Annotated in this window: 20 protein-coding genes and 1 riboswitch; of the genes, 1 reads left to right on the top strand and 19 read right to left on the bottom strand. The window is 47.5% G+C overall.

What is annotated here, in order from left to right; all coding sequences use genetic code 11:
* Positions 1-912 precede the first annotated feature (912 nt).
* From WBM30_RS04105 to WBM30_RS04055, 11 genes are all read right to left on the bottom strand, one after another.
* Positions 913-2,403, bottom strand: coding sequence for a S1C family serine protease (locus tag WBM30_RS04105; RefSeq protein ID WP_424899507.1), 1,491 nt, complete (start codon positions 2,401-2,403; stop codon positions 913-915).
* A gap of 187 nt (positions 2,404-2,590) precedes the next feature.
* Positions 2,591-3,379, bottom strand: coding sequence for an MBL fold metallo-hydrolase (locus WBM30_RS04100; RefSeq protein ID WP_424899508.1), 789 nt, complete (start codon positions 3,377-3,379; stop codon positions 2,591-2,593).
* A gap of 148 nt (positions 3,380-3,527) precedes the next feature.
* Complete coding sequence (locus tag WBM30_RS04095) at positions 3,528-5,048, bottom strand: pyruvate kinase (protein ID WP_424899506.1); 1,521 nt, start codon at positions 5,046-5,048, stop codon at positions 3,528-3,530.
* A 132-nt stretch (positions 5,049-5,180) separates the two neighbouring features.
* Positions 5,181-7,046, bottom strand: coding sequence for a DUF2207 domain-containing protein (locus WBM30_RS04090; protein ID WP_424899505.1), 1,866 nt, complete (start codon positions 7,044-7,046; stop codon positions 5,181-5,183).
* A 145-nt stretch (positions 7,047-7,191) separates the two neighbouring features.
* A complete protein-coding gene (locus WBM30_RS04085) occupies positions 7,192-8,103 on the bottom strand; it encodes a two-component system regulatory protein YycI (RefSeq protein ID WP_424899504.1) in 912 nt (303 codons plus the stop codon).
* Positions 8,093-9,409, bottom strand: coding sequence for a YycH family regulatory protein (locus tag WBM30_RS04080; protein ID WP_424899503.1), 1,317 nt, complete (start codon positions 9,407-9,409; stop codon positions 8,093-8,095). The genes WBM30_RS04085 and WBM30_RS04080 overlap by 11 nt, the downstream gene beginning before the upstream one ends.
* A complete protein-coding gene (gene walK, locus WBM30_RS04075) occupies positions 9,406-11,253 on the bottom strand; it encodes a cell wall metabolism sensor histidine kinase WalK (protein WP_424899502.1) in 1,848 nt (615 codons plus the stop codon). Before walK ends, WBM30_RS04080 begins: the two co-directional genes overlap by 4 nt.
* Before the next feature lie 6 nt (positions 11,254-11,259).
* A complete protein-coding gene (gene yycF, locus WBM30_RS04070) occupies positions 11,260-11,967 on the bottom strand; it encodes a response regulator YycF (protein ID WP_086987019.1) in 708 nt (235 codons plus the stop codon).
* Positions 11,968-12,177: 210 nt separating this feature from the next.
* On the bottom strand, positions 12,178-13,554 hold the full coding sequence (locus WBM30_RS04065; protein ID WP_424899501.1) for a L,D-transpeptidase family protein: 1,377 nt from the start codon (positions 13,552-13,554) through the stop codon (positions 12,178-12,180).
* A gap of 253 nt (positions 13,555-13,807) precedes the next feature.
* A complete protein-coding gene (locus tag WBM30_RS04060; RefSeq protein WP_424899500.1) occupies positions 13,808-14,536 on the bottom strand; it encodes an O-methyltransferase in 729 nt (242 codons plus the stop codon).
* 70 nt (positions 14,537-14,606) lie between these two features.
* Positions 14,607-15,941, bottom strand: a complete 1,335-nt coding sequence (locus tag WBM30_RS04055; RefSeq protein WP_424899499.1) for a hemolysin family protein — start codon at positions 15,939-15,941, stop codon at positions 14,607-14,609.
* A 385-nt stretch (positions 15,942-16,326) separates the two neighbouring features.
* Here WBM30_RS04055 and cbpA point away from each other — a divergent pair, with 385 nt between their 5' ends.
* A complete protein-coding gene (cbpA, locus tag WBM30_RS04050) occupies positions 16,327-16,968 on the top strand; it encodes a cyclic di-AMP binding protein CbpA (protein WP_086987015.1) in 642 nt (213 codons plus the stop codon).
* A gap of 154 nt (positions 16,969-17,122) precedes the next feature.
* On the opposite strand, the gene WBM30_RS04045 is transcribed toward cbpA, so the two are convergent.
* From WBM30_RS04045 to WBM30_RS04010, 8 genes are all read right to left on the bottom strand, one after another.
* Positions 17,123-17,770, bottom strand: coding sequence for an MBL fold metallo-hydrolase (locus WBM30_RS04045; RefSeq protein ID WP_424899498.1), 648 nt, complete (start codon positions 17,768-17,770; stop codon positions 17,123-17,125).
* A 142-nt stretch (positions 17,771-17,912) separates the two neighbouring features.
* A complete protein-coding gene (locus WBM30_RS04040) occupies positions 17,913-18,401 on the bottom strand; it encodes a QueT transporter family protein (RefSeq protein WP_234402536.1) in 489 nt (162 codons plus the stop codon).
* A 6-nt stretch (positions 18,402-18,407) separates the two neighbouring features.
* Positions 18,408-18,453, bottom strand: a riboswitch (PreQ1 riboswitch).
* A gap of 297 nt (positions 18,454-18,750) precedes the next feature.
* Positions 18,751-19,872, bottom strand: a complete 1,122-nt coding sequence (gene alr / locus WBM30_RS04035; protein WP_424899497.1) for an alanine racemase — start codon at positions 19,870-19,872, stop codon at positions 18,751-18,753.
* Positions 19,873-19,887: 15 nt separating this feature from the next.
* A complete protein-coding gene (gene acpS, locus WBM30_RS04030) occupies positions 19,888-20,238 on the bottom strand; it encodes a holo-ACP synthase (RefSeq protein WP_424899496.1) in 351 nt (116 codons plus the stop codon).
* Between the two features lie 121 nt (positions 20,239-20,359).
* On the bottom strand, positions 20,360-21,934 hold the full coding sequence (locus WBM30_RS04025) for a DEAD/DEAH box helicase (RefSeq protein ID WP_106449936.1): 1,575 nt from the start codon (positions 21,932-21,934) through the stop codon (positions 20,360-20,362).
* A 405-nt stretch (positions 21,935-22,339) separates the two neighbouring features.
* A complete protein-coding gene (locus WBM30_RS04020) occupies positions 22,340-23,716 on the bottom strand; it encodes a UDP-N-acetylmuramoyl-tripeptide--D-alanyl-D-alanine ligase (RefSeq protein ID WP_424899495.1) in 1,377 nt (458 codons plus the stop codon).
* A gap of 140 nt (positions 23,717-23,856) precedes the next feature.
* Positions 23,857-24,942, bottom strand: coding sequence for a D-alanine--D-alanine ligase (locus WBM30_RS04015; RefSeq protein WP_424899494.1), 1,086 nt, complete (start codon positions 24,940-24,942; stop codon positions 23,857-23,859).
* A 175-nt stretch (positions 24,943-25,117) separates the two neighbouring features.
* Positions 25,118-25,867, bottom strand: coding sequence for a hypothetical protein (locus WBM30_RS04010; RefSeq protein WP_424899493.1), 750 nt, complete (start codon positions 25,865-25,867; stop codon positions 25,118-25,120).
* Between the last annotated feature and the right edge of the window lie 113 nt (positions 25,868-25,980).

Raw genomic sequence — 25,980 nt, 5'->3', positions numbered from 1 at the left:
TTTTTTAACGATGTTTACTTTTTCTTCCACAGTCCAACGCCTATTTATTCGCATAAAAAAACCCCCAATAAAGTAGAATAGAAATTTTTGTTATTTCTACTGTCTACTTTATTGGGAGCTTATCATTGAATGCATTCTCGCTTTTTTTATAGTTGTCAAGTTGCTTAAGTTAATGACATTGCCCATTTTCGGGATGCTGTTTTTTTGTTTGATGATTAAAATCAGATTATTGCTGCAAAGGTTTTGGATTACACCTTCGGTTATACCCACTTCACACACCCAACTCACACCTTATCCACAAAAGTTATGCACATGTACACATGTTCCCCCGTTATCTAGTGGTAGCATTATTTTTGGCCACATCATATTGATTATCCTTAAAATGAATTATCCTCCTATCCGCACAGTTATACACATGCCCCATTGAGCAATCGAAACTCGATATAAATCTTATTTACCAACGATTAATTAGTTTTTTTCACAAGCCGTCACATTCTTATGCACAGACTTCTCCAATTTCTGTGGACAACTTCTATTTTCAGAAAGCACTGCTCCCTTCATCATTTACGCGTTTTGCACACATAAACTTTTTTTCCACAGAAATTATCCACACTTATGTGGATTTCTGCCCTTTTGGGATTTATTTTCTGGTTGGAAGATGGATAACTTGGACTTATCCATCTTTACGACCATATTTCGGCCCAAGAACATGGATTCCTCCGACTTATTCATCTTTACAACCAAATTTCGGACCAAGAACATGGAATCTTCCGACTTATTCATCTTTCCGGATCCAATTCTTTTCCAAGCACCCCGCCACTATCATCCACAAACCCAAAATGCAAAACACCCCGCATAGCTGCTCTCAAGAGACGCCATGCGGGGTGTTCAACATTCAATTATTTTTTCAGCTTATTCGGCTGAAGTCTGCCCTTCAGTCAGAGTCACAGTCGTTGACTGCAGCGTGCCTGCGCGGTAGTAGGAGATTTCCACATCGGTTCCTACTTCCAGTGCATAAAGGATTTTGCGCAGGTCGACGATGCTCGTAACGGGTTCGCCGTTCATTTCCGTAATGACGTCGTATTGTTCCAATCCGCCCAATTCGGCTGCGGATAAGGCTTGGACTTCGGCGATGACGACGCCGGCCGTCACATCCTCAGGCAGAGCCAGTACGGAACTTTGTTGTGCTGCCGAAATTTGGGAAAGATCAAGCATGGATACTCCCAAGATTGGACGGACGATTTCGCCGTTTTGTTCCAGTTCGTTGATGATCGTCAAGACGTCATTGCTCGGGATTGCGAAGCCCATCCCTTCAACGTTCGAATCGGATATTTTCATCGAGTTGATGCCGATGACCTGGCCGGCAATATTGATCAGAGCGCCGCCGGAATTACCCGGGTTGATCGCCGCATCCGTCTGCAATGCCGTAACATCCCAGTCGATGATTCCATCGCTGTCCACATCTGTTGACACGGAACGGTTCTTGGCTGAAATGATCCCTTGGGTAACAGAAGTCGCAAACTCTGTTCCGAGTGGCGATCCGATTGCGATGGCCGGTTCACCGACATTCACAGTGTCCGAATCTCCAAAGGAAGCAACAGCGGTGACATTTGCTGCCGGAATCGTCAAGACGGCTAAATCGGTCCAAATATCGCTGCCTACGACGGTCGCCACTTTTTTCGTGCCGTCCTTCATCAGGATTTCCAGTTCATCCGCTCCATCGATGACATGATTATTCGTTACGATATAGGCAAGGTCGCCCTCGATTTTGTAGATCACGCCGCTGCCTTCACTCGACGTCTCCAAAGTCCCGTTTGTGGTGTCAGATGAGTTCTGCGGCAGATCGAAGCCAAACATGTTCGTGTTGCCTGACTGCATATTGATGATGGAGACGACTGCATCCTGTACCTTCTCCACAGCTGCAGTCGTATCGGTCGTCACATTGACGGCGACATCCGTCACGGTTTCGTTGACGGATGTGTTTCCATTGCCATCTGTACCGGATCCGTTGCCGAGGATGCCCGAACCGAACAGCAAGCCTGCGCCAATCAGGGCGACCATCCCGCCTCCGATCAATCCGCCGACGATTCCGTTCCTGATCGGTGAATTTTTGCGGTCTTTTGGACGTCTGGATGCGTCTTCGGTTTCGTTGACAGTGCTGTATACGCGCGCACGTTCCTCTTTGTTCATCGTTGGCCTTGCGCTTGCGGCTGGTTCCACAATCGGCTCTTTTTTGGCTGGCTCTTCTACTTCCGTGTATTCTGCATCTATTTCTTTTTCTTCGGATAAGTCTTCCTGCATGTGATCAGCAGATGGAGCGTCAGTGGCAGTCGATTCAGTCTCCGTGTCATTGTATTCTTCTTGATTAAGCGGATTGTTTTTGTTTTCTTCGTCCCTGTCCATGAAGATTCCTCCTTATCGTTCTACAAGTTCAGTATAGTTCCTTATTTTGAATAAATTATGAAGATAGTAAGAGAATATTTCGGAAAATTGATCCTCAGTGAACTTATTGTATCATATCCGCGTATGCAAAAAGGAGCGGAATCACTCGATCCGCTCCCTTCTTCACTTGGATAATCCCGCCGTGCGACTAGACTCTGAAAAGTTCGGTCGGCTCGTCCGGATCGGTATCATATACAAAAAAATCTTCATTAACGCCCATGCCCTTTTGCATCAGAATGCTTTCGGCTGTATGGTGCGCCAACGTCTTGATATTGTTATCCCGGCTCAAATGTCCGAGATAGATGCGCTTCGTCCGATCGCCCAGCATTTCAGCGACGGCGGCAGCTCCATCTTCATTGGACAGATGACCTTCATCCCCCAAAATACGCTGCTTCAGTGACCAAGGATACCCGCCCATGCGTAACAATTCCAGATCGTGGTTACTTTCGATAAGGTATGCATCCGCATCCCGCAAAAGGCCACGCAAACGATCGCTGACATAACCGGTATCGGTCAACATGACCATCTGCTTGCCTTCATGATGGAAAGAATAGAACTGCGGCTCCGCGGCATCATGGGAGACGCCGTAACTTTGGATGTCGACATCACCTAAGGTCAGCACCTGGCCCATCTCGAAGATGTGCTTCTGCTCGGTCTTGACGTTGCCGATGATGTGATCCATCGCCTTCCAGGTCGCTTCGTTCGCATAAAGATCCATGTGGTACTTGCGCGCCAAAACGCCCAAGGCGTGCACGTGATCGCGGTGTTCGTGCGTGACGAGGATTGTGTCCACGTCCGCAAGGTTGCGATCGATCTTTTCCATCAAGCCGGCGATTTTCTTGCCGCTTAGTCCGCAGTCCACCAATATTTTCCGTTTGGGTGTCTCGATATAGGTGCAGTTACCGGAACTGCCGCTCGCCAAATAGCTGACGCGCATGCCCTCTTTTTCTATTGTCTCAATCACACTTAGCCCCTCCAATACATCCATAAGTGTAACTTATTTTTTGGAAAATGCCAGTAATTTTTCTCCGTGTTAGGAAAAGTTAATCTTCCGGCACTTCATGGGAGGCCACTCCGAAAGCCGTTTATTTTTTGGGCTTGCGCCATGCTTTCTTGGCAATTTTGAGCGCACGCAGCTGGGCTGTCTTCTTCGATCGGTTCTGTTGGCTCTGCACCAGGATCGCATCCAGCAAGGTGATCCCCTCTTCCACGAAATCGCCCTTGTTCAGCATGACGCACTCCGCTTGTCCGGCCATCGTCGCATCCGACATCTCCGCCCGCGTCGGCACACCGTTCTTCACCATGTTCTCGAGTACCTGTGTGCTCCAGATGACGGGAATGTGCGCAGCCTCGCAGATCCAAAGTATTTCCTCCTGCAGTTCCGAAAGCCTCAGGAACCCGGCCTCGGCAGCCAAGTCTCCGCGGGCGATCATGATCGCCAATGGGTTTTTGCTGGCAGCGGCAACAATCAGTTCCGGCAGATGGTTGACGGCTTCCACCGTTTCGATTTTGATCACAAGCGGGATGGCTGCAGCTGCTTCATTGCCGATTTGCTCCAATAAAGTTTTCTGGATAGCAGCGATGTCCTTGCTCCCGCGGACAAAAGAGAAGCCCAGGATATCAGCCGCCTTTTCGGCCACCAACAAATCTTCGAGATCCTTTTCCGTCAGGATCGGCATCCTAAAAGTCGATTCAGGGAAATTGAGTCCTTTCTGCGCCTTCACTCTGATTCCCTTTGGCTTGGCCACTTTCCCGACCTGCACGACGACGCCTTGCGGTTTCTGTTCCACAACACGCCCTTCCAGGACGCCGTCATCCAAAATGACCGGACTCTCGACCTTCAGCTCATCAAAAAGATTCAGGCTTTCGCTGAACACGATGATCGGATAGTGTTTCAGATCTTTGAAGGAAGCATCCGCCGTCAGGAAGAAAAAGTCGCCAACCGTAAGGCGCGGTTTCTCCTTTTCGCTGAGGACGGCATCAACTCTGATTTTCGGGCCAGCGATGTCAAAATAGATGCGGCAACTTTTACCGGCAGTTTTTTGGGCTTCCTTCAGGTTTTCGACCATCTTCAACCAGACCGTGCTGTCGTCATGGGCGCAGTTGATGCGGGCGATGTCCATGCCGCGCTCCAGCAGGCGGACAAGAAAGCCTTTATCCTCTGCAGCCTGTTCCGGGAGAGTGACCATGATGCGTGTCGTCCGGTGGTTAGGCGGGTCACCTAATAAGGCATTCGCCTCGGTTGCCAGTTTTTTCCGGCCCGGGAATTTCTCGCTTGTTTTAGGATAGTCATCCAGCTGTTTGATTTCCCCCGACATCAACGCCAAGTTGCGGACGATCGCATCCAACTGTTGGAGCACTTTCGATTCCGTTCTCCCCAGTGAAGATAAGCCCCATTTGGACAGACGGCTCTGTAACGGTCGGATATCCCTGCGGCGCAACGCCAGATAGTAGGCAAGATTTTTGGCGCTGAGCTGGAAGGACGTCCGGGAAATACCCGGCTCCCATTGCGCATAGAGGGCACTGCCTTCCTCATAGACCGCTTGATGCAGCGCCTGCATTTCCTGATAAAGGGACTGCAATTCATTCCATTCTTTTTCTTTCATTCTGTTCACACCCCGACCTTTCATCATTCATCAAATAAAGGATTGTCTGCTGGAATATAGTCCGGTATCTGAAACAAAAACACCCTGCTCTGCTTCAGAATAGGATGTTTTTGAAAGTATTTGCAACACTCGTCAGAAAGCCCCGCCGCCGGAACCGCCACCGGAACCGCCGGATGACCCTCCACCGAAACCGCCGCCGAAACCGCTGCTGTTTGAGGAAGTCGGCATAGATTTGGTCACACCTGTGTTGATGCTGTTGTTCAAAGAAGACAGGAAGATGGCGTTGTTCATGTAGTAATAGCTGCCGAAAGCGGAAGCCTGAATTTCATTCACCGGGAACTCGACCTTCATCTGCTTCATGACTTTGTCGGCCACACCTAGCGAAACGGCATAGACCAAGAAATGATCCCATAAAGCGATGGATCCGACTTCACGCATCGGGAAATCACCCACGTCCTTCAGCATATTGCGGAAACCGGCCCATTCCTGCTTCGCGCGTTCCCCATCGGCCGTCATGATTGGCTTGGCAGCCACTGCCATGAGCTGGATGAAACTGAGTGCCGCACCCAGAGCCGCAAGGATGATTGCCCACGTAGTGAAAGTGCCGCTCATGATGCCGAAGACCACGATTGCGAACAACAGGAAGATATTTGCGACCAAAGCCAGGACCGCGAAGGCGACAGCTTTTTTGTTGTCCTTCGAACGATAGTTCTGCCGTTTTGGCGTGGCGACATCCATTACGCGCTCTTGCCATTTGACACGATTCTCATTGAAGCGTTTGGCTTCCGTTGAATTGTCGGCGATGTTCTCGATATCATCGAGCGTGACGCTTTCCCCATCCCCGACATCACTGATGAACCAATCCAAAAGCAGCTTTTCGTGACTCAGGAGCGGGGCATTTTTCGTATCCTTGATCTGGGTCAGACGGAAGGAGTCTTCTGGCGCTTTTTCCCGTCCGAAAATCCCTTTTTGAGGAATCTGCACCGGCGAAATCGTCAGATAGCCTTTCCGCACCAAATCAAGGATAGTGGCCGAAATGTCAGCAGCTTGTACATTCCCGCTAAAGACGGCACCGTTCATGACTGCCGGCGTCATATCCTCAGGCAATTCGTAGATATGATCCGGCAGATGGATTTCCTGCGGGATTTCTTTTCTCCTTGCTCTCCTTACCCACAGGAACACCAGGATCGGCAGAATCGGTGCACCCACTGCCAAGACCGCACTCAGGATTCCGAAAAGTAGCGCATTGCGTTGTTCTTCCTCTGCCAATGCGGCTTCCTGCGCCAATATTTCGTCAAATTTATCCTCGCTCACCACATTCGGATTGTCTGCGGTGATGCTGGTCGGAAAAATCACATGCGCCTCCACGAATTGATTGGCCGGATTCTGCGGCACATACAGCAAGACCTTTTGATTGTCTTCCAGCGTCACCGAGCTGTTTGCGTCGCCGCCGTGGCCCCAGGCGCGCAATTCCTCCACACCGGTCGCTTCCGGCAAAAGAACGGTAACATCCACATCATTCAATGGATCCTCCCAGGCGGAACCGATGACTTTGCGGTTGAACTCAGCGATATCATTATAATTCGTGACGATTTCGGGAATACGGTATTGATAGATGACCGTCTGGATCTCATCCGTCATTTTGTTGTACACGGTGAAATTCAGAAAATCACCGGTGTTGTCCAATTTGAACGTCCCCGGTTCCTCCGTGTCGCTCAAAGCAAAAGGGAACGGATTTTCCGATAGATAGCCTTGCATCGACACTTTTACATCTGTAGGATCCGCTACCTCTGAAATATCCAAATCATACAGCACCCCATTGAATTCCCCTTCAAAATCGTAAGTGATGCTTTCAGTGAAAAAAGCGCTACCATCCCGCTGTATTTCGACCAACACATCATAATTCGTAATCTCATAGGAACGGGCTTGTACTTCCTTCTGTCCAAATCCAATCAAAAAAAAGAACATGAACAGCATAATCGAGCCTATCCGTTTCATTGTTACCTTCCCCTTCCGATACCCTCCATCAAGCTTGTAGCTTCTGATACCCCCATTTTAACAAACTTATCTCCGTTAAAAAAGGAAGAACCTCATTTTGAGGTCCTTCCTTTTGTTTGTGTTCGTTAAAAGAGCAATAGCCGTTTCATTTCAGCGCATTGCCTGTTTCGGAGGAATCCTCTTCTTCCAGCAACAAGGCACTGCTGTTGGCTGTCTTCGCCTGTATTTGCGCTTCGGCTGACGGAAGCGCAACACTAGATGTCGTGATGATACTGCCGGTCAAAGCGTCCACCCGTCTGATTTCTACAGGCGCGTTTTCGATTTTGATCTCGATATACCACATTGGGCTATAGATATCCATATCCGACAGGCTCAACGTGCGGTAATAGGTCAGCTGCACCATCCGCACGGTGGAATTCGAGGGAATCTGGTTATTGAGATACAGTGCTTCGACTGCTCGCTTCTGCGAAATCACGGTCCTGCTGCTGCCTTGCGCTTCAGACACACCCGCAAAGGTCTGTTCATAGGAAATGACCTCATAATCGGGATCCAGGTTGAACGTGATGCTGCCCGTGCTGTCGCCGATGGGAATATTGTTTGCGACTTGCGCGTACACAAGTTGTCTCTTGAGCGGCAAATACGTAAGGAAGGTGTATTCGGATCCGTAGAGTACGTTGCCTTGCAAGATGAAATCTGCGATTGGCGTTATGTCGACGATCGTCAAATCTTCCGCATCGATCTCAAGTGGAATCGGATTCGACAGGACGCTGGACAACACACCCTCTTCAAAGACAGTCGTCTGATTTACTAGCTTTGACTGTTCGGCTTCCAGCGTGGCGCCTTTGTCCGTCTTCAGCAAAGGGATCTTCTCCTGGTCGGTCGACAGAGTCGGAAATGCGATGTCATCCGCCTTCATTGCCTCTTCGATGTTCAGAGTTGTGCTCTCGCTGCCGAAGCTCAATGTCGTGGCATTTTTTTCCAACAGTACGCTGAGCAGATAGATGTTCAGGGCTGCGAAGGTGAGGATAAAAATGATTTTGATGCGTCTAAAGTCCACTATCCTCCACCTCCGTTTCCGCTCCGCCGATCCATTGGTCCAGCGACTTCCATGCTCCGTCGATCTGAACGAACCATTTTGGCGTCAGATTGACGAGACGGTTGGATTCTTCACTGAACGTCCAATCATACCCCAATGTGATCATCTGAATCTCTTGGCTGCTGTAGCCACCGGCATCCAGCGCAGCCAAAAGTTCTGTCCCGCTCAACAGGATGACATCCTCTCTGCGATCCGTCAGCGGTGTCTGGATGACTTGCGTCAGGAATTGCAGTTCCGTCATAGATGATCCGGACATATGGATCCGTGTCAAACCATAATCGATTTCCCCGAAAATCGGATAGCCGTTTACGTATCTTCGGTAATAGACATTATCCGTGTCCTCATCGAACCCATAGAAATAAAAAGGATTCGTCCAATTGTCCAACATTTTGATTTCATGGAAACTGTCGCGGATCAACCTATAATCAGGCAACTCCTCGGCATCGAGGATGTTACGGTAATAGCTCAACTGCCCGGTTTCCTTGTGGATGCTCAATTCGGAAATATTATCACTATAACTCACGAATTCATCATTTCCGTTATCCTTCAGGTCGGTTGTATCATTGAAAAGCAGATCGATGAAATAGCTGTTCGAAGGTTTTTCAACTAGATAGACCAACTTTTGGATTGTGATTGCCTCTTTCGGAAGGTAAGAGATGGCTGATTCGGATTCATACGATTCCACTTCCATGTACGCATCCTTTTGTCCTTCGTAAAGGTCCACCAACGGCTGCAGAGCATTATCCGGCCGTTTTGAGGTGAATACTTGCTTCGTCTCATCATTCAACAGATAGATGGGATCCTCTTCATTTGAGTTGAAGAGGATCCGATCGATCGTGTCAGCATAATAATCCTCCTGGAGATTCGTGAAATAACGCGAAAGCAACTCCAGTGGAACTTCCTCGGCAAAGCGGATCTCTAGTTGGGTAGGCGCCAGAATAAGCGCATCAAACTCCTCCTGTGTGTAGGTTGAGACATCTTCGATCCCGTCAAGTAAACTCTCACCCAACACCTCATTCACGCTCTTCATGATTTCCGGCGTTTGCGTCAAGTAAATGCGCTTATCCGTATGGACGATCATCCTTATAGGCGCAAAGACATCCTCTATCTTCTTCGTGTTGGTCAAATTGGCAGAGACGGATGTCGTCGAATTCTGGCTTAACCCGATTGTGCTGGGAGTGGAAAGAATTCTGACCGTCAGAAACAAGCTGATTGCGACCAACGTGTATAATAGAGCGCTCAGTATCGGTGATTCTTTTTGTCTCATTCCCACTCATCCTCCTCATCCATCGGAATGTAAGGCAAGGAAATAAAGAAAGTGGACCCTTTATTTTCCACACTGGTTACCCAGATTTTCCCACCGTGCAACTGGACAACCTCTTTGGAAATGGCCAATCCCAGCCCGGTGCCGCCCATCGAACGAGCACGCGCCTTGTCCACCCGATAGAATCGGTCAAAGACGTGGCCGATGTCCTTGCGCGGAATGCCCAAGCCCTCATCGGTGATGCTGATGACGACACTGTTATGCGTCTCCATCAGTCTGCAGGTTATTTTCCCGCCGTCCGGAGAATATTTGATGGCATTGTTCATGATATTGTCGATCACTTGGATAAATTTATCCTGATCGATTTCGACCCACAACGTACGTTGCGTGAAGTCCCGTTCGATCTTATATTTTTTATTACGGTACTGTTCCGATTTCAACACCACTTCAAAGCGATCGATGATATGCGCGACCAGCTCATTGATGCTGACGAACTCCAGGTTCAGTTCCTGTTTTCCTTGGTCCATCCGGGAAAGATTCAGCAAATCGGTGATCATCCGGATCATCCGATCGGTCTCGGTGGAAATGACCTTCAGGAATTCAGGAGCGATGTCTTTGTCTTCCCAAGCACCGTCGATCAGCGATTCCGTATAACTTTTCACGCTCGTCAACGGTGTGCGCAGTTCATGGGACACATTGGAAACGAAGCTGCGGCGTTCCTGTTCGACTTTTTCCTGCTCTGTGATGTCGGAAAGCACGCAGACTAATCCACTGATGAAGCCGGATTCCCGCTGGATGACGGAAAATTCTCCGCGTAAGATCGTATCCTGATCTTCAGTCGGAATATTCAGAATTAATTCATCCTGCGTCTCCAACAACTGGCGGAAAGTGAATTTCTCGCCCAGCTTCAGCACTTTCATAATTGATTGCCCGATCGCTTTGTCTTGGGAAATCGAAAGCAGATCCATCGCTCGGCTGTTGATGATAATGATTTTGCCGCGGCGATCGGTGGCCAATACCCCATCCGTCATGTGCCGCAAGACGCTATCCAACCTTTGGCGCTCCGATTCCGTCGTTTCCTGCGCATCCTTGACTTTGTAGGACAGATCGTTGATGGTATCAGCCAATTCGCCCAATTCGTCCGCCCCATAGACCGTCACCTTGCCGGAATAATCTCCATCGGCAATGTTGGCCGTCTGTCTGCGCATTTCGGAAATGGGCCGCGTGATACCGCGGGAGATGATCACAGCCAACACGACCGTAATGATGATCGCCACAACCGAAGCGTTCAAAAAGATGCCCACTGTCTGGCTCATCTGCGAATAGACCGACTCGATATTCGATTCCATCACCAACACCCCGACAAGGGTACCAGTATTGTCCGTCGAATAGATCGGACTGATGTTCTTCAGCACGCGGCTGTTCGTGTCTTCCTTCACATATTGATAGGACGAGGGTGCATCCAGAAGAATGACCTGTTGGACATCCCGATCGGTCGACTTCGTTCCGATCAAAGATTGCAGCGTTTGGTCATTGATTCCGAGAATATACCCCTGTTCATCCATGACCTGTGTTTCCAGAATGTTGGAGCCCGTAAAATCGCTAAGGATGGTCTGTACCGACTCCTCCAGCTTTTCCGTATCATCGGCCATCAGGATTGGCTGCAACGTTTTCTCAAGAAAGCCCGCATTCAGGCTCATTTGACTGTCGAAGTTGCTGATCATTTTCGTTTCCAGTTCGCGGATAAAATAAGCACCAATCAGTTGTAGGGATACCAAAAGGAGGAGAATGAACAGCATCGGTATCTTGAAATGGATGGAGTGAACCAAACGTATCTTTTTGTTCATATACTGTTACTCCTGATCCGGATTCTTCAAGAAGTAGCCTACTCCTCTTCGCGTGATCAACCAAGTCGGATGGCTCGGTGTATCTTCGATTTTTTCGCGCAGTCTGCGGACCGTCACATCGACAGTACGGACATCACCGAAATAATCATATCCCCAGACAGTCTGCAGCAGATGCTCCCGCGTCATTACTTGGCCGATATGTTTCGCCAAATAATGCAATAATTCGAATTCGCGGTGGGTCAACTCGATCTCTACCCCGCGCTTCGACACGATGTAAGCATCTTCGTGGATGATTAATGCTCCGATTTTGATTTCATTTGTATCGTTTTCTTCAGGCGGCGCCGCAACTGGTGAGGCTTGTCTCCTCAAGTTCGCTTTTACGCGCGCGACCAATTCCCGGTTAGAGAATGGTTTCGTGACATAGTCATCCGCACCCAATTCCAGCCCGAGCACTTTGTCGATTTCAGAGTCTTTAGCTGTCAGCATGATGATCGGTACATCGCTCGTCTTACGGATTTCCCGACAGACTTCCAATCCGTCCATCTTGGGCAGCATCAGATCCAGCAGGATGATATCCGGGCCCACTTCCGCAAACTGCGCCAAAGCTTCTTCACCATCAAATGCAGTGAAGACCTCATAACCTTCTTTGGTCAGATTAAACTTGATTATATCTGAGATTGGTTTTTCATCGTCTACCACTAATACCTTTTTCATCTTCAAACCTCCTTATTTCTTGCAACTCTCTGTCCCTTTCGGAACGTCTACTCTTTATTATACAATTGCAGCCGATTAAGTGCAAAGCGTTCCTGAATTATCCACTGGCAGCCCCCCCACTACTGTACAAAAAAGGACAAGCCATCAATCGTTTTCCTGACTGATGGCTCATCCCCCTATTAGACATTATGGCATTCATTTATTGATTCATCAGCTGTGGATGACGACCGGAACCCCGATACCAATCATCCCAAACAGTTCGGCCATAACCCCGGGTGGCGTATTGACACAACCATTCGAGCCGGCAGTAAGCCAATATTCACCGCCGTAAGCAGGCTGCCAAGATGAATCGTGGATACCGATGCCTGTCCACTCGACAGGCATCCAGTATTCGACAGGCGATTCGTAATCCTTTTCGGTTCTCGGATTATAGCCTTTCAAAACGGCATCCTCTTCTTTGTTCCAAATGTAGAAGACCCCTGTCGGAGTCGGCGATATCGGATGACCGGAAACGATATCCGTTTCAAGCACAACGACGCCATCTTGGTAATACCACATGTGTTGGCTTGAAAGATCCACTTCGACATAGGTGGTGCCGATGTCCGCGCCATCCGCATGATAGCCGGTGCCGTTATAATTCGGCGTTACCGTCACATCTTCCCCTGCCAAAACATAGCTGATCAGGTTGTCCGTTTCGGCTGCGACAGCCAATGTCCATCCATACGTGCCGGATGGGACTTGGACCGTTTCACCGTCCGTTGCCAAGAAATCCCGTGTACGGGAGTAGGTGCTGTATTTGTCGCTCAGTCCTTGCAGATAGGCTGCAACGCCTTCGCGATTGACGGACACTTCGCCATTCTCGTCTGTGCCCAACCATTCGATGATGGCTGTTTGGGGTACAGTCTCTGTCTGTCCGGAAATGGTATATTGGATAACCGTATCCGTCAAATCATCCAATTTTTGCAACGTTTCCGCCAGAATTGGATCATCCGCCGTTAACGTTGGCTGTTGATAGGCCAGTGCCAGATCAATTTCCGTTTTTCCGGCAATGACTGCTTCCAACATCGTAGCCTTCAACAATTCCAGATCTACCATGTTCCCTACCGTTTCAGGCGAAATATCGTAGCCGTCAGTCCCTTTGACGACAGTAGCGTTCACGGGGGCCGTACGACTTTCGTTCTCCAACGGCATCGCCGACAAAATGTTCCCTAAAGCAATTTCATCAACAGACACACCGCTAAGGTCGGTTGCTTCCTGCTTCTCTTGGAACAGCAGGATTGGCCAATCCCAGCCACTTTGTTCGGCCTTCATCGTTTCCAATTTCTCGGTGTTGTCGATGGAGATGCCCAGGTCGGCAGGTGTGAAGGCATGAATAGTCTCTCCATTCTCCATGATTCGGATCTGCGCTTGTGTGATTGCAGCGGTTGTCTCTTCTTTTGCTTGGGCTACGGTATCGTTCGATATGTCAATGCCATCCAGCATCGTATTCGGTAAGAATTTATCCTCATAATAGCTACCTATACCAAAGTATCCGGCTGCGACCAATAAGACCGCTGTAGCGCCAATGATGATGGGTTTCTTTTTCACTGTCCAGACCACCTTCTCGTTTTATTACAATTAAGTTACGTTTGTGTTACAAATAATTGTAACTTACTTTTCAATACTTTACCATGTTTTCTTTAAAAAGCAAGCTATTTTAGCTTAATTTTTTTATAATAGGCCGTCTTCTTAGATACTAATCATAATACCTATGCGGAAGAAATGCAAACAGACACACCTGCATTTTCATCTGTGTGGACCGACAAAAAAGCCTGACTCAATATGAGGCAGGCCTTGATTGCTATGCGCGATTCTGGTTCTCTTTTTTGATTTCATCGAGGATATAGCCGAAATCGAACTCTTCTTTTTTGACGATCAGTAGTAGGCCATCGCCAAGAGGTACAAGAGAAGTTTCCAATGCCGGGTGGTCCAACACGGTATCCATCAGCTTGTTCAGGCGGCGGTGAATCTTGCGGACCCTCTTCGGAACGTCAGCTTCATCATCCAGGATGGTTCCTCCTTGAAAAACATCATCGATGACCAGCATGCCATCTTTCTTCAGAAGGCGGATGCAATGGGGCAAAAATTCATAATATTTGGATTTTGCACTGTCCATAAAGATGAAATCATACGGACCTTCCAAGGTAGGCAGGACTTCCGCCGCATCGCCTTCCAAAAGCGTCACCTTGTCCGCGATGCCCAATTTCTCAAAGTTTGCTTTTGCGTGGTTGATCATGACCTCAAAACGATCGATGGTCGTGACGTGGCCTTCCGCTCCGACGTGTTGTGCCATCAGGCTGCCGGAGAAGCCGATTGCCGCTCCGATTTCCAATATCTGCTTGGGTTTGATCTGTCCCAGCAGCATATTCAGGAAAACAGCTGTTTCATGTGGAATGATCGGCACGCCTCTTTCATTCGCGGTCTTTTCCAGTTCCCCCAATTCTCCGGGGAAACGCTTCAGTCTGTCGCGCATAAAAGCAACCAGTTCTTTCTTTACAACGGGTCTGTCCATCATTTCGTTCAATGCCATACTTTTTTCTCCTTATCGCATACTCTTTTATCAATGGCAACAAGGCTGGGAATGGATCCCAGCCTTGCGCTTATTCATCTTCAACAACTGCAGCTTGGACGGGCTCTCTCGTGACACGGATACCCCGGATCCTGCCGCTTTCGACCTGCGTAGTTGTCAGCAGGTACTCACCAGTCTGAATCGTCGCATGTTCATCATCTTTCGGAAAATAGCCGAGTTCTTCGATCATGTATCCGGCTATCGTATCCACTTCTTCGGATGCGATAGCCGTCTTGAACAATTGATTGAACTTGTCCAGTGGCATACGTCCATTCACGACGTAATGATTATCATCGATTTTTTTCGAAAGGCGATAAATTTCATCATACTCATCTTCAATGTCCCCAACGATTTCCTCCAAAAGGTCCTCGAGGGTGATGATCCCCTCCACGCCACCGTATTCATCCTTGATGATGGCCATATGCGTGTGGGTCTTGCGGAACTCAACTAAGAGATCATCGATATAAATAGTGGAAGGGACAAACAACGGCGTATTGACCAATTCACGGAAAGAAATCCTCTCGAAACCGACTTCCTTTGATGCCTTCAAAACATTTTTCATATGCAGAACACCGATGATATTGTCCCTGTCTTCCTCATAAACCGGAATCCGAGAATATTGACTGTTCAAAACCAGCGCAATGTTGTATTCCAGATCATCATCCAAATCCATCATCAAAGTGTCCGTACGCGGCACCATCAATTCACGGGCAAGCTTCGTATCCAACGAGAGCACTCCCTGCATCATCGTGAACTCGGATGGGTCGATGACCCCTTCGCCTCGGCTCTGTGCGAGGATAGCCTTCATTTCGTCACGGGTGAGCTTCTCTTCCTCATTAGTGAATTCGATCGGTGTCAACTGCTTCAAGATACCGGTCGAGAAAGACAAAAGCCAAACGAACGGTTTGAAAAGGGTCTTGACGATCACGATTGGGCCTGCAGTGTGGCGCGCAATGGTTTCTGGCATCTGCAAAGCAATCTGTTTAGGGTACAGTTCACCAAACACGAGTGTGATGTAGGAAAGGACAATGGTGATGATGATCATCGCTATTGTTTTGCCGCCGGCGATGTTTCCCAACAACGGTTCGATATAGCCGACGAAATTGGATGAAGCTGACGCACTGCTGAAGAATCCGGCAAAAGTGATGGCAACTTGGATCGTGGCCAAGAAATCATCCGGATTCTCCAAGAGACGCAAAACCTTCTGTGATTTCTTATCGCCGTCTTTGGCCAACTTCTCGATTTTGGTGCGGTTGATGGAAACAAATGCTAATTCGGCTGAGGCAAAATAAGCATTCAGTAAAGTCAGGGTTAGGATCAATACTATTTTTGATAATAACGACTGGCCTTCGGGGTCTGGATTCATATGATTTTTTTCTCCTTTTTTATGATGACTCACGCAACTGGCACATGCCCTGAAACAAGACTCTGTGCAGTTGCATAAAAAAATATAGATTCTGTTCAATTATATACTACTTAATATAGTCAACTCCGCTCGAAAAATCAAGAGATTTTTCATGCGGCACATGTTGGAACAGTCCTGTGCTTCTTCCTTTGGCTTTCCAGTACCGACAAGTGTTCTCATACCAATCTAATGTTTAAACAAAGCTTCCGTCATCTTGGAAGGGCTTTACTGCTTGATTTATCAAATATTTAAGAATTTTCAACTATGCGTTTATAACCGTTGCTTTTTTTTATTTTAATGTTATTATCACATTAGACAACCGTGTTTTTAGGAGGATTTTAACTATATGCTTATCCGCTCACTTGCCATCCCTAAACGAGAGCTGACCATCGTCAAGGAGTCCGCCACGCTTCGGGATGCACTGGATATCCTCGAAGATTCCGGCTTCCGTTGCGTTCCGATTCTGGACGAAACAGAAACCATTTTTCGTGGAAATATCTACAAAATGCATATCTATCGGCACAAAGCGAACGGTGGGGACATGAACCTGCCTGTCACGCATTTGCTGAAGAATGCCACAAAATTCATTTCGATAGACAGTTCATTCTTTAAGGTATTTTTTACCATCAAAGAATTGCCCTACATTTCCGTTTTGAATAAGGATATGACCTTTTACGGCATCCTGACCCATAACGCCTTGTTGAACATGTTGGCCCAATCATGGAGCATCGATGTCGGTAGTTATGTGCTGACGGTCATCGCGCCCGGTCAGAAAGGCGATCTCTACCACATCACAAAAATCATCAACCGTTACTCCTCCATCGCTAGCTGTATTTCCTTGGACATCAACCGGGAAGACGCTTTGCGCAGGGTATTGGTCACTTTACCCGCCGGAACGCCCAAACAGGTGCTGGATTCCATCGTAAAGGCATTGGAACGCAAAGATTTCCGAGTGACGGAAATCGAAAATCTGCAAGTTGATTTCTGAAGCACAACCCGCGCCGTTGAGTGTCCGGCGGATTTCCCGGCGAGGGAGCTTTCATCGAGAATTTTGCTTCATCCGCCCGCTCAATCTAAGACCTCATAATAAAAAAGTCGGACGAAGCCTTGTGCTTGTCCGACTTTTTCAGCGTGTCCCCGGATCAGCGAGTAGCGCCATTCAGATAGGGGTTTGAATAGATTTCTTCCCTTACTGTCGTAGGATCGCCATGTCCCGGGAACAGGACAGTTTCTCCTGGCAAAGGTACGATATATTTCTGGATTCCTTCGATCAGGGTTGTATGGCTGCCGCCCGGCAAATCACTGCGGCCGACGCTCCCTTTGAAGATGACATCTCCTACAATCGCGAACCCGTTCTCACGGAAAATGAAGACGGTGCTTCCTGGCGAATGCCCGGGAATATGTTGCATCTCAAAACGGAATTCTCCGATTTCGTAAGGCCCCATCTCCTCGAAGAAGACATCCGCTTCTTTCGACAATCGGACATCTGGAACGTTCGGATTGCGTGCCGATCCGTTCAGTTCCGGATCCAACAACCATTCCCGTTCGATAGGATTTTGATAGACGGGAACGTCGTATTTTTCCCGGATTGTTTCGAGGGCTCCGATGTGATCATAGTGCGCATGGGTCAACACGATCGCTATCGGATGCAACTCATTCTCTTCGATGGCTGCGATGATGTCCTCCGCTTGCTCACCTGGATCAAAGATGATCGTATCATTCTCATGGTCGCCGATCAAAAAATAACAGTTTTCCTGGATAGGACCGACTGTGATTGCGTACATTTCCATATGTTGTTGCCTCCCTCTTTTTCAATTACCTCTCTATTATAAGAGAACGATGAGAAATATCCTAGTAAAAAACAGGGATTTTTGCTGTTCATGCAGCAAAAGCCCCCGTTCTCCAGTTTTTCTCATATTAATTTTTAATGGATCAGGCCATTTTTTCGGCAAAACCGATGATCTTGTTCATGTATTTCATGAGCGGTGCTGAGACAACCAGCACGACTGCTTCACCGAATGCTGCTGTCACAAAGCTGAACCAGAATGGCAAATCAAGAACGATATAAAGCTCAATCGCGACAAGAACCATCGTCACCGTGAAAACGACTGCGGTCATCATCATGCGTTTCATTTCGGAATCGTTGGGTTTGAACAATTTTTCCAGAATAAGGAACGAGATTAATGTCTGGCCAAATCCGAACACCAAGTCCCAAGCTCCTAATGTTGAAAAAATTAGATTGGCGATGAAAACACCCGCCAAAACACCGTACTTATAATCTTTGTGGTAACCTACCAAATGATTCAGCATTTCTGAAACACGGAATTGGACGGCACCGAACGACATAAAAGCAAAAATCCCTGTCAAAGCAACATAAAGCGCTGCGATAATTGTATTGATAACCATTTTTCTTGTACTCAACCTAAAAACCTCCTAGTTTTTTTTCGTGGGATGGTAGACGAACCACGCACTCCTTCGAGAGCTCAAACAGTTTACCATACATGTTCTCTTTTGAAAACGACTAACGGCGCATTTTCATCTGATTTTCATTACATGATATAGCGTCAGCCGACGATTCGAACCCCGTGTGACTGCCCATCTCCGGTGACGGGCTTTTTGGCCGGAGATGGGATTACGTATGGCAGCTCTCCTCCGGGACCCTGCTTATGGCCGGAGATGGCGCTCCCCGGTGACTTCGCTCCTTCTTTCACGCAGCAAAAAAGCTGCCTACCCTCATCAACAGGCAACTGACAGCTTTCCTGATTTTTTTCTATTTGTAGATCCGCGGAACGCGCGCGTTGATTCCTGTCAAAATTTCATAGCCGATCGTATCGATCGTTACCGCCATTTCGGACGGATTGTTGACGAGTCCACCGTTTTCCCCCAAGAGCGTCACTTTCGTCCCGACCGGATATTCTTTCGGTAGACTGATCATGCATTGATCCATGCAGATGACTCCTCGGATCGGACAGCGCTGGCCATCGACGATGACTGTCTGATGGCGAAGATCCCGCCGCCATCCGTCTGCATACCCGATCGGAAGCGTAGCGATCCACTCTCCCTCAAATGCACGATAACGGGCGCCATATGCGATTGTGTCGCCTTCATGCATTTGCTTGACATAGCTGATATGTGTATCCAACTGTACCGATGGCTTCAATTCATACGGAAGCTCCAATACGGTGTCAGAAGGATTGTATCCGTACATTGCGATACCGACGCGGACCGCATCCGTCTGGAATGCTTCATGCCAAAGAGAAATAGCGGAATTCGCCAGATGCACTATCGGCGGTCGTTGCTCCATTGCCTGCAAAATTTCTTCAAACAAAGCCAGCTGGCGATCCACCAATGTAGGATCTTCACCGTCAGCCGTTGCGAAGTGCGTAAAGATGCCTTCGAAAACAAAGCCATTCAGTTCGGCAATCCGCGCCTCGAAGGCTTTGACCTCCTTGACTGTACGCAGACCGATGCGGCCCATCCCGGTATCAATCGCCAAATGTATGCGAACTGGCAGATCCGTTTTTCGTCCCTGCAGATACGGCAAGGCTGCATCCAGCCATTCCGCTGTCGTGACGGCCACGCTGATTCCGTTATCCGCTATGAGTGCAGCGTCTTCTGCCTCCGTTGGGCCCACAATCATGATGAAATCATCGGACAATCCATTCTCCCGCAGTTCCATCGCTTCATCCAACAGCGCGACACAGAAACCGTCCACCCCCGCTTCCTTCGCCTTTTTCGCGACCGGAACAGCTCCCAATCCATAGGCATCGGCTTTGACAACCGCAAAAAATTTCTTTCCAGGAGACAGACCCTTCCTGATTTGTTGGATGTTCCACGAAATAGCTTCCAAATCGACAGTTTCTATTGTGGGACGGTGCTTTCCTACTACCATTTGTAAAAGACCCCTTTACTTTTCTAATACCACTTGCGCGGCAATGATGTTCCCCGAATGGGTGATGGAAACAAATCCTGTCCCATCAAACGGAGATTTGGTTATTTCAGGCTTCCGGTTCTCTCCGGGTAAAATTTCGACATCTTGGAAAGACAGCTTGCCGATGCCTGTACCGTAAGCCTTCGAGAAAGCTTCTTTTGCGGCAAAGCGCCCGGCCAGAAATTCCATTTGGCGCGACCCGCTCAGAGCCAGGAACAACTTCAGTTCCGATTCGGTCAGAACCCGTTCCGCAAAACCCGAACGCCGATCATAGGCTTTCGTGATGCGGTCCAGCTCGGTTACGTCCAATCCTATTCCATAAATCATTCCAATCACCGCCTCTTCTGCATACATTGTTCCCATTTTACCAAAAACAAAAAAAATTTCCAGCAAAAGAAAAACCTCTTCCCCTGGCATAGGCCAATCGGAGAAGAGGTTTTATCACGTTTTAGTCGTTGTTGCTGCGGATAGTGAAGCTATGGCTGCTTTTTTTAGGTGCGCCGGCACTGCCGCCGCCACGTTTGTCATCATAGCGTTTGCCGCCGGAGCGTGGTTTGCTGTCGCTTGAGCGATTTTTGTTGCCACTGCGTTCTCCGCTGCGTTCGCCACTGCCGCTGCCGCGTCTTTCTGATGAACTACGGTTACCTTTGTAGCCGCCGCCTGTGCTCTTACCTTTGTAACCACCGCCGCCTTTACCTTTTCTTGAAGGCAATGGGCGTTCTGGTGTGATCTTAACAGGAACATCAGTAGCATCTTTAGAAAGACTCTTCAAGAATGCTGCTACCAAATCTTCAGCAGTGTGCTCTTCAAGCAAACGAACAGCTGCACGTTGATATTTGTCTGTTTCTGTTTCTTTCACCAATGATTCCACTTCATCCATAGCTGATTTCACTTGGCCACGGAAAGCTTCTTCATCACTTGGTGGTTGTAATGGAGTGATCGGTTTTTTGGTTAAGTTTTCGATTGTACGCAAGTAATCCATTTCGTTTGGTGTAACGAAAGTCACTGACATACCTTCCTTACCGGCACGACCAGTACGGCCGATACGGTGAACATAGCTTTCTGGATCTTGCGGGATATCATAGTTGTATACATGTGTAACACCTGTAACATCCAATCCACGCGCAGCAACGTCAGTCGCTACTAAGAAATCCAAATCGCCAGTCTTGAATGCATTCAAAACACTCATACGTTTTTGTTGTGTCAAATCGCCATGGATTCCTTCTGCACGGTAACCGCGTAGTTCCAATCCTTTAGACAATTCATCAACACGACGTTTTGTACGGCCGAATACAATAGCCAATTCCGGATTTTGAACATCGAACAAACGAGTCATTGTATCGAATTTTTCGAAATCTTTACATTTGACGAAATATTGATCGATTAAGTTAGCTGAAGCGTGAGATGCTTTAATTTTCACGTGTTCTGGAGCATGCATGAATTTAACACCGATTTTTTTGATCTGGTCAGGCATCGTTGCTGAGAACAACAATGTTTGACGCTCAGATGGTGTTTCACTAAGGATGCTTTCGATGTCTTCCAAGAAGCCCATGTTCAACATTTCATCTGCTTCATCCAAAACTAGCGTTTCAATATGATCCAAACGAATTGTTTTGCGTTTGATATGATCCAATAAACGGCCTGGTGTCCCAACAATAATTTGCGGTTTGTTTTTTAAAGCGCGAATTTGACGGCTGATATCTGCTCCACCATAAACCACTTGTACTGATACATGTTTGTCTTTGCCTAAGCGATAAAGTTCTTCTTGTGTTTGAATTGCTAATTCACGCGTTGGCGCGATAACAATCCCTTGGATGGCTTTGTTTTCTGTGTTGATTTTTTGCAACATCGGCAATCCAAAAGCAGCTGTTTTACCAGTACCTGTTTGTGCTTGTCCGATAACGTCTAATCCTTTGAGCGCCAAAGGAATAGTTTCCGTTTGGATGGGTGTTGCTTCCTCGAAGCCCATTGTCTCAATTGACTGTAATAATACTGCATCTAAACCTAATTCTGAAAATTTCATGTTTCCTCCTAATTTTGAGAAACTAAAATTTAGAGAGTCTTTTCTTTTACCCGTATCTAAATACGGTTCATAATCTTATAAATAAAAGATAAACCTTTTTTACTTAATCCCTTGAATAGAAAGCTTGATAAATCAAACATTCTGCACTTCGCAGAAAAAACCCTCTTATTTCTCTATTCTTACCATCAGCAATAATAACACGTTCCGCAGAGTTTTACAAATCATTTTCTCTTAAAATAATGAAATTTCTTACAAAAAAACCTTGTTGTAAGGATATTTCTAATGAAAATGACAAGTAAACCTACAATTTACCGACATTTGACATATGCGCTCTACATTGGCTGTAAAAGGGATCTCCTTGCTTCTGCGACGACACGACCCATCCAAATTCCCTTACATTTCCTATTATACACGCAAAGCTGCCACGACCGCCAATAAATCGGTGCCGAAACTGGATTTGATCAGTACTTGATCAGCTTGTTGAAGCTCTGTCTTGAGCTTATCGATCAATGGCGCCTTCTCCCCAACATAATGATAAAGTTTCCCTTCCGGAAAGGCAGTCTTTAAGTTTTCATAAAGAGCGACCATTTCCGTGCCGTATAGATAGACCTGATCGAACAACGCAGGGGAAATTTCAGCCGCCAAGGCAGCGTGCATTTCAGCAGAGCGTTCGCCCAATTCACGAATGTCCCCGAGCACCGCAATTTTCTTGCCCTCACGCGGCAGCTGTGCGAATGAACGCAGCACGGCCGTCATGGACGTCGGGCTGGCATTGTACGCATCATTCAACAATTGCGAGCCATTTACGCCATCCAACCACTGCGTGCGATTGGCGGTCAGCTGAAAAGTCGCCAACGCTTCCTTCACTTCAGCGACCGGCATGCCCAACACCTGGGCAGCTGCTAATGCAGCCAAAGCATTCCGGACATTGTACACACCCAATACAGGGATCTCCAGATCGACGTTCGGATCCAGGTTCACATGGAAAGTCGTTCGGTTTTTTCCGGGAACGATGTCATAGGCATAGACCGTATCCGTTTCGTCCGTGCCGAAAGTCAGCTGACGGAAGTCGCTTTGCTGAGGCAGTTCCTCGGCAATCAACGGCTCGTCTCCAGGATAAATGAACGTCCCTTCAGGCTTCAGCCCCTCCAAAATTTCCAATTTGGCTTTGGCGATGCCGCGGCGGCTACCGAGGAATTCCAGATGGCTGTCCCCGATCAACGTGATGATGGCAACATCCGGTTTTGCCAATCGGCTCAACAAGCTGATTTCGCCGAAGTTACTCATGCCCATTTCAAGCACCAACACCTCTGTGTCTTCCGGCATCTCCAGAATGGTCATGGGCATGCCGATTTCATTATTGTAATTGCCCTCAGTCTTATGGACACGGAACCGAGCGGACAGAACGGCAGCCGTCATGTCCTTGGTGGTGGTCTTTCCGTTACTGCCGGTGATTGCGACTACTTTCGGTTGGATCATATTCAGATATGCTTCCGCCAGCTTTTGCAAAGCTTCCAGCGTGTTGTCCACCAGAATGACGGCAACATTTTCAGGAGCTTCTCCTGCCGCGCGGCTCCATAAAGTTGCTGCCGCTCCATTCTTGATTGCAGACTGGACATAATCATGACCATCCGTTTCCCCCTGCAAAGGCACAAACAAACTGCCAGGCGTTGCTTTACGGGAGTCGAAGACGACAGCATTTATTTCAGCAAAGCGATTAGCCGACGTATAGTCGATCGCCCCTACTGCTTTCACAACATCGATGATGCGTAGTGGTTTCATAGTTGGTTCCTCATTTCCGATTAGTTCTCAGAAGACCTTCCCCCTGATCTAAAAAAAAACCGTCCTTTCCCTGGGTTCGCAGCAAGCACTCCATGCTTTCAGTGCTGCTGACGATCAGGGAAATCACGGCCTTCCATTCATTATTCTACAAATTGATAGGATAGTTTTTCTTCATGGCGCTTCAATGCCAACTGGATCAATTCTTCCACTAGATCACTGTATTTCAATCCTGTGTGTTCCCATAGCAACGGATACATGCTGCGGGAAGTGAAGCCAGGCAAAGTATTGACTTCATTGATGTAGATTTCATTGTTTTTGGTAACAAAGAAATCGCATCGGCTCAAACCGCTTCCGTCAAGCGCTCGAAAAGCAATTGTTGCATAATTCTGCAATTTGGCAGTGATTTCTTCCGGTAATTCAGACGGAATCTGCAACAATACTTCTTCATTGCCGTACTTCTCTTCGTAGTCATAGAAATCTTTGGTTTTAACGATTTCGCCGGGTACGGAGGTATGAACATCGTCATTTCCCAATACCGCGATTTCGATTTCACGGGCTTCGATACCTTGTTCAACAACCACGCGACGGTCATAGCGGAAAGCCGTTTCGATCGCTGCGGTCAACTCCTCAAGATTCGTAGCTTTTGAAATGCCGACGCTTGAGCCCATATTGGCTGGCTTTATGTACATCGGATAAATCAGGCTGCCTTCGCATTGGATGAAGATCTTCTCGCGGTCATTTTTCCAGTCATTTCGGGTTACGGCCACATAAGGCACTTGCGGCAACCCTGCTTGTTGGAAAAGATGCTTGCTGACGATTTTGTCCATTCCGCTGGCGCTGGCAAGGACACCACAGCCGACATAAGGCATATTCAGAACTTCAAATAGCCCTTGTACCGTTCCGTCTTCTCCGTTGGGTCCATGCAGTACGGGGAAAATGACAGCATCCTCAGACTGGATGTCTGCCGGTGAAATAAGTTCGCCGTAGGATTTCCCATCCTGCGAATCGGCAAAGCGCTTCTCGGAACCCGGCTCTAAATAAAGGTTCTCAGAGAATGCCACGGGTTCAGAAAGGGATTGCCCTTGAATCCATGCGCCTGCCTTGGTGATATAGACGGGCACAACTTCATAATAGTTGAAATAGATCGCCTTTATGATTGAATGTGCTGTCAGGATCGAGATATCGTGCTCAGCGCTCTTTCCGCCGTAAATCAAATAAATTTTCATCGAGAAATCCTCCGAATTTTTTGATAACTACCTTAATCAAGAAACATTGTACCATATTTATTTTTTACCTAAAACGATTTTTGTGAAAAGTGGCTTGGCATCCCTGATGCTGGGGCCAAAACAGCTAATTTCGGCTCAATGGATACAGAAAAAGCCTAAGTTCCGGCTTAGGCTTTCATTCGAAGTCTATGTCTATTTCCCACTCATTGCGTTCCATGTCATAACAGATGGTGCCCACCGAATCCTTTTCATTGAAACGGCCGCCGATGCTGGCGTAACGGTCTTCCGCGATGAACAATGGGATGCAATATGTATTTTCTTCGATGCTCATCTGCCGGAAGGAGATTACGGCTCCTTCTTTGAAGATCGGAATGAATTCCTTCACGCGTTCGATAGGGAATGACGCAATTTCTTTGTCTTTCTGATAAAAGCGCTTCTTCTCATTCACTTTTTCCTTCAACTTGACGGTGATGGCTTCGGCAAACAACTCATGGAATTGCTCCAAGTAGCGGTAATACATTTTTATGAAGCCATTCGGCAACGTGAGGTAGATGTAGTTGTTTTGTAATTTGTAATAGAACGGTGAGTGCAAGTGCGTATGCGCATGGGCGATATACAGGATTTCGGATATTTCGATTGGGGTGAGGAGATGCAACATATCCACATTCACAAAATCAATCCATTTTCCCATAGCGGTTTGATTGTCCGTCCCTTTTTGGAAGAACGCTTTTACGTTTTCTTGGCCTTTAATCACCTGAAAACCGGTATGATTATCATATGTTCCAATACTTTTTCTTCCGTCCACCAACAACAAGTTTTCCGGAAGCTTCCGGGCTAACTTTGTATAATCCTTCACCGCTATCCCTTTGCTCAAAACATAATTGCTGACTGTTTCATAATGAACATATAACATATCTTCGCTCATGAATGATCCCCCCCTTTCCGAAATATCCCTTATTATCATTCTACTACGTGCAAAACCGATTAAGGTATCAGTACCATGTTAATATTATTACAAATCCGTATCTTTTACAAAGA

It is taken from the genome of Trichococcus sp., from assembly GCF_049684335.1.
Taxonomy (GTDB): Bacteria; Bacillota; Bacilli; order Lactobacillales; family Aerococcaceae; genus Trichococcus.
This window is presented reverse-complemented; position numbering and strand designations above follow the sequence as displayed.

What these genes read in the sequence shown, in the direction of transcription:
- WBM30_RS04045 (WP_424899498.1), bottom strand. Translation starts at nt 17,770, where the DNA reads ATGGAAATGTACGCAATCACAGTCGGTCCTATCCAGGAAAACTGTTAT.
- WBM30_RS04080 (WP_424899503.1), bottom strand. Translation starts at nt 9,409, where the DNA reads ATGAGACAAAAAGAATCACCGATACTGAGCGCTCTATTATACACGTTG.
- WBM30_RS04105 (WP_424899507.1), bottom strand. Translation starts at nt 2,403, where the DNA reads ATGGACAGGGACGAAGAAAACAAAAACAATCCGCTTAATCAAGAAGAA.
- cbpA (WP_086987015.1), top strand. Translation starts at nt 16,327, where the DNA reads ATGCTTATCCGCTCACTTGCCATCCCTAAACGAGAGCTGACCATCGTC.
- WBM30_RS04015 (WP_424899494.1), bottom strand. Translation starts at nt 24,942, where the DNA reads ATGAAAATTTATTTGATTTACGGCGGAAAGAGCGCTGAGCACGATATC.
- WBM30_RS04095 (WP_424899506.1), bottom strand. Translation starts at nt 5,048, where the DNA reads ATGAAAGAAAAAGAATGGAATGAATTGCAGTCCCTTTATCAGGAAATG.
- WBM30_RS04055 (WP_424899499.1), bottom strand. Translation starts at nt 15,941, where the DNA reads ATGAATCCAGACCCCGAAGGCCAGTCGTTATTATCAAAAATAGTATTG.
- WBM30_RS04025 (WP_106449936.1), bottom strand. Translation starts at nt 21,934, where the DNA reads ATGAAATTTTCAGAATTAGGTTTAGATGCAGTATTATTACAGTCAATT.
- WBM30_RS04020 (WP_424899495.1), bottom strand. Translation starts at nt 23,716, where the DNA reads ATGAAACCACTACGCATCATCGATGTTGTGAAAGCAGTAGGGGCGATC.
- WBM30_RS04100 (WP_424899508.1), bottom strand. Translation starts at nt 3,379, where the DNA reads ATGCGCGTCAGCTATTTGGCGAGCGGCAGTTCCGGTAACTGCACCTAT.
- alr (WP_424899497.1), bottom strand. Translation starts at nt 19,872, where the DNA reads ATGGTAGTAGGAAAGCACCGTCCCACAATAGAAACTGTCGATTTGGAA.
- WBM30_RS04060 (WP_424899500.1), bottom strand. Translation starts at nt 14,536, where the DNA reads ATGGCATTGAACGAAATGATGGACAGACCCGTTGTAAAGAAAGAACTG.
- yycF (WP_086987019.1), bottom strand. Translation starts at nt 11,967, where the DNA reads ATGAAAAAGGTATTAGTGGTAGACGATGAAAAACCAATCTCAGATATA.
- walK (WP_424899502.1), bottom strand. Translation starts at nt 11,253, where the DNA reads ATGAACAAAAAGATACGTTTGGTTCACTCCATCCATTTCAAGATACCG.
- WBM30_RS04010 (WP_424899493.1), bottom strand. Translation starts at nt 25,867, where the DNA reads ATGAGCGAAGATATGTTATATGTTCATTATGAAACAGTCAGCAATTAT.
- acpS (WP_424899496.1), bottom strand. Translation starts at nt 20,238, where the DNA reads ATGATTTATGGAATAGGATTGGACGTAACCGAGCTGGACCGCATCACG.
- WBM30_RS04090 (WP_424899505.1), bottom strand. Translation starts at nt 7,046, where the DNA reads ATGAAACGGATAGGCTCGATTATGCTGTTCATGTTCTTTTTTTTGATT.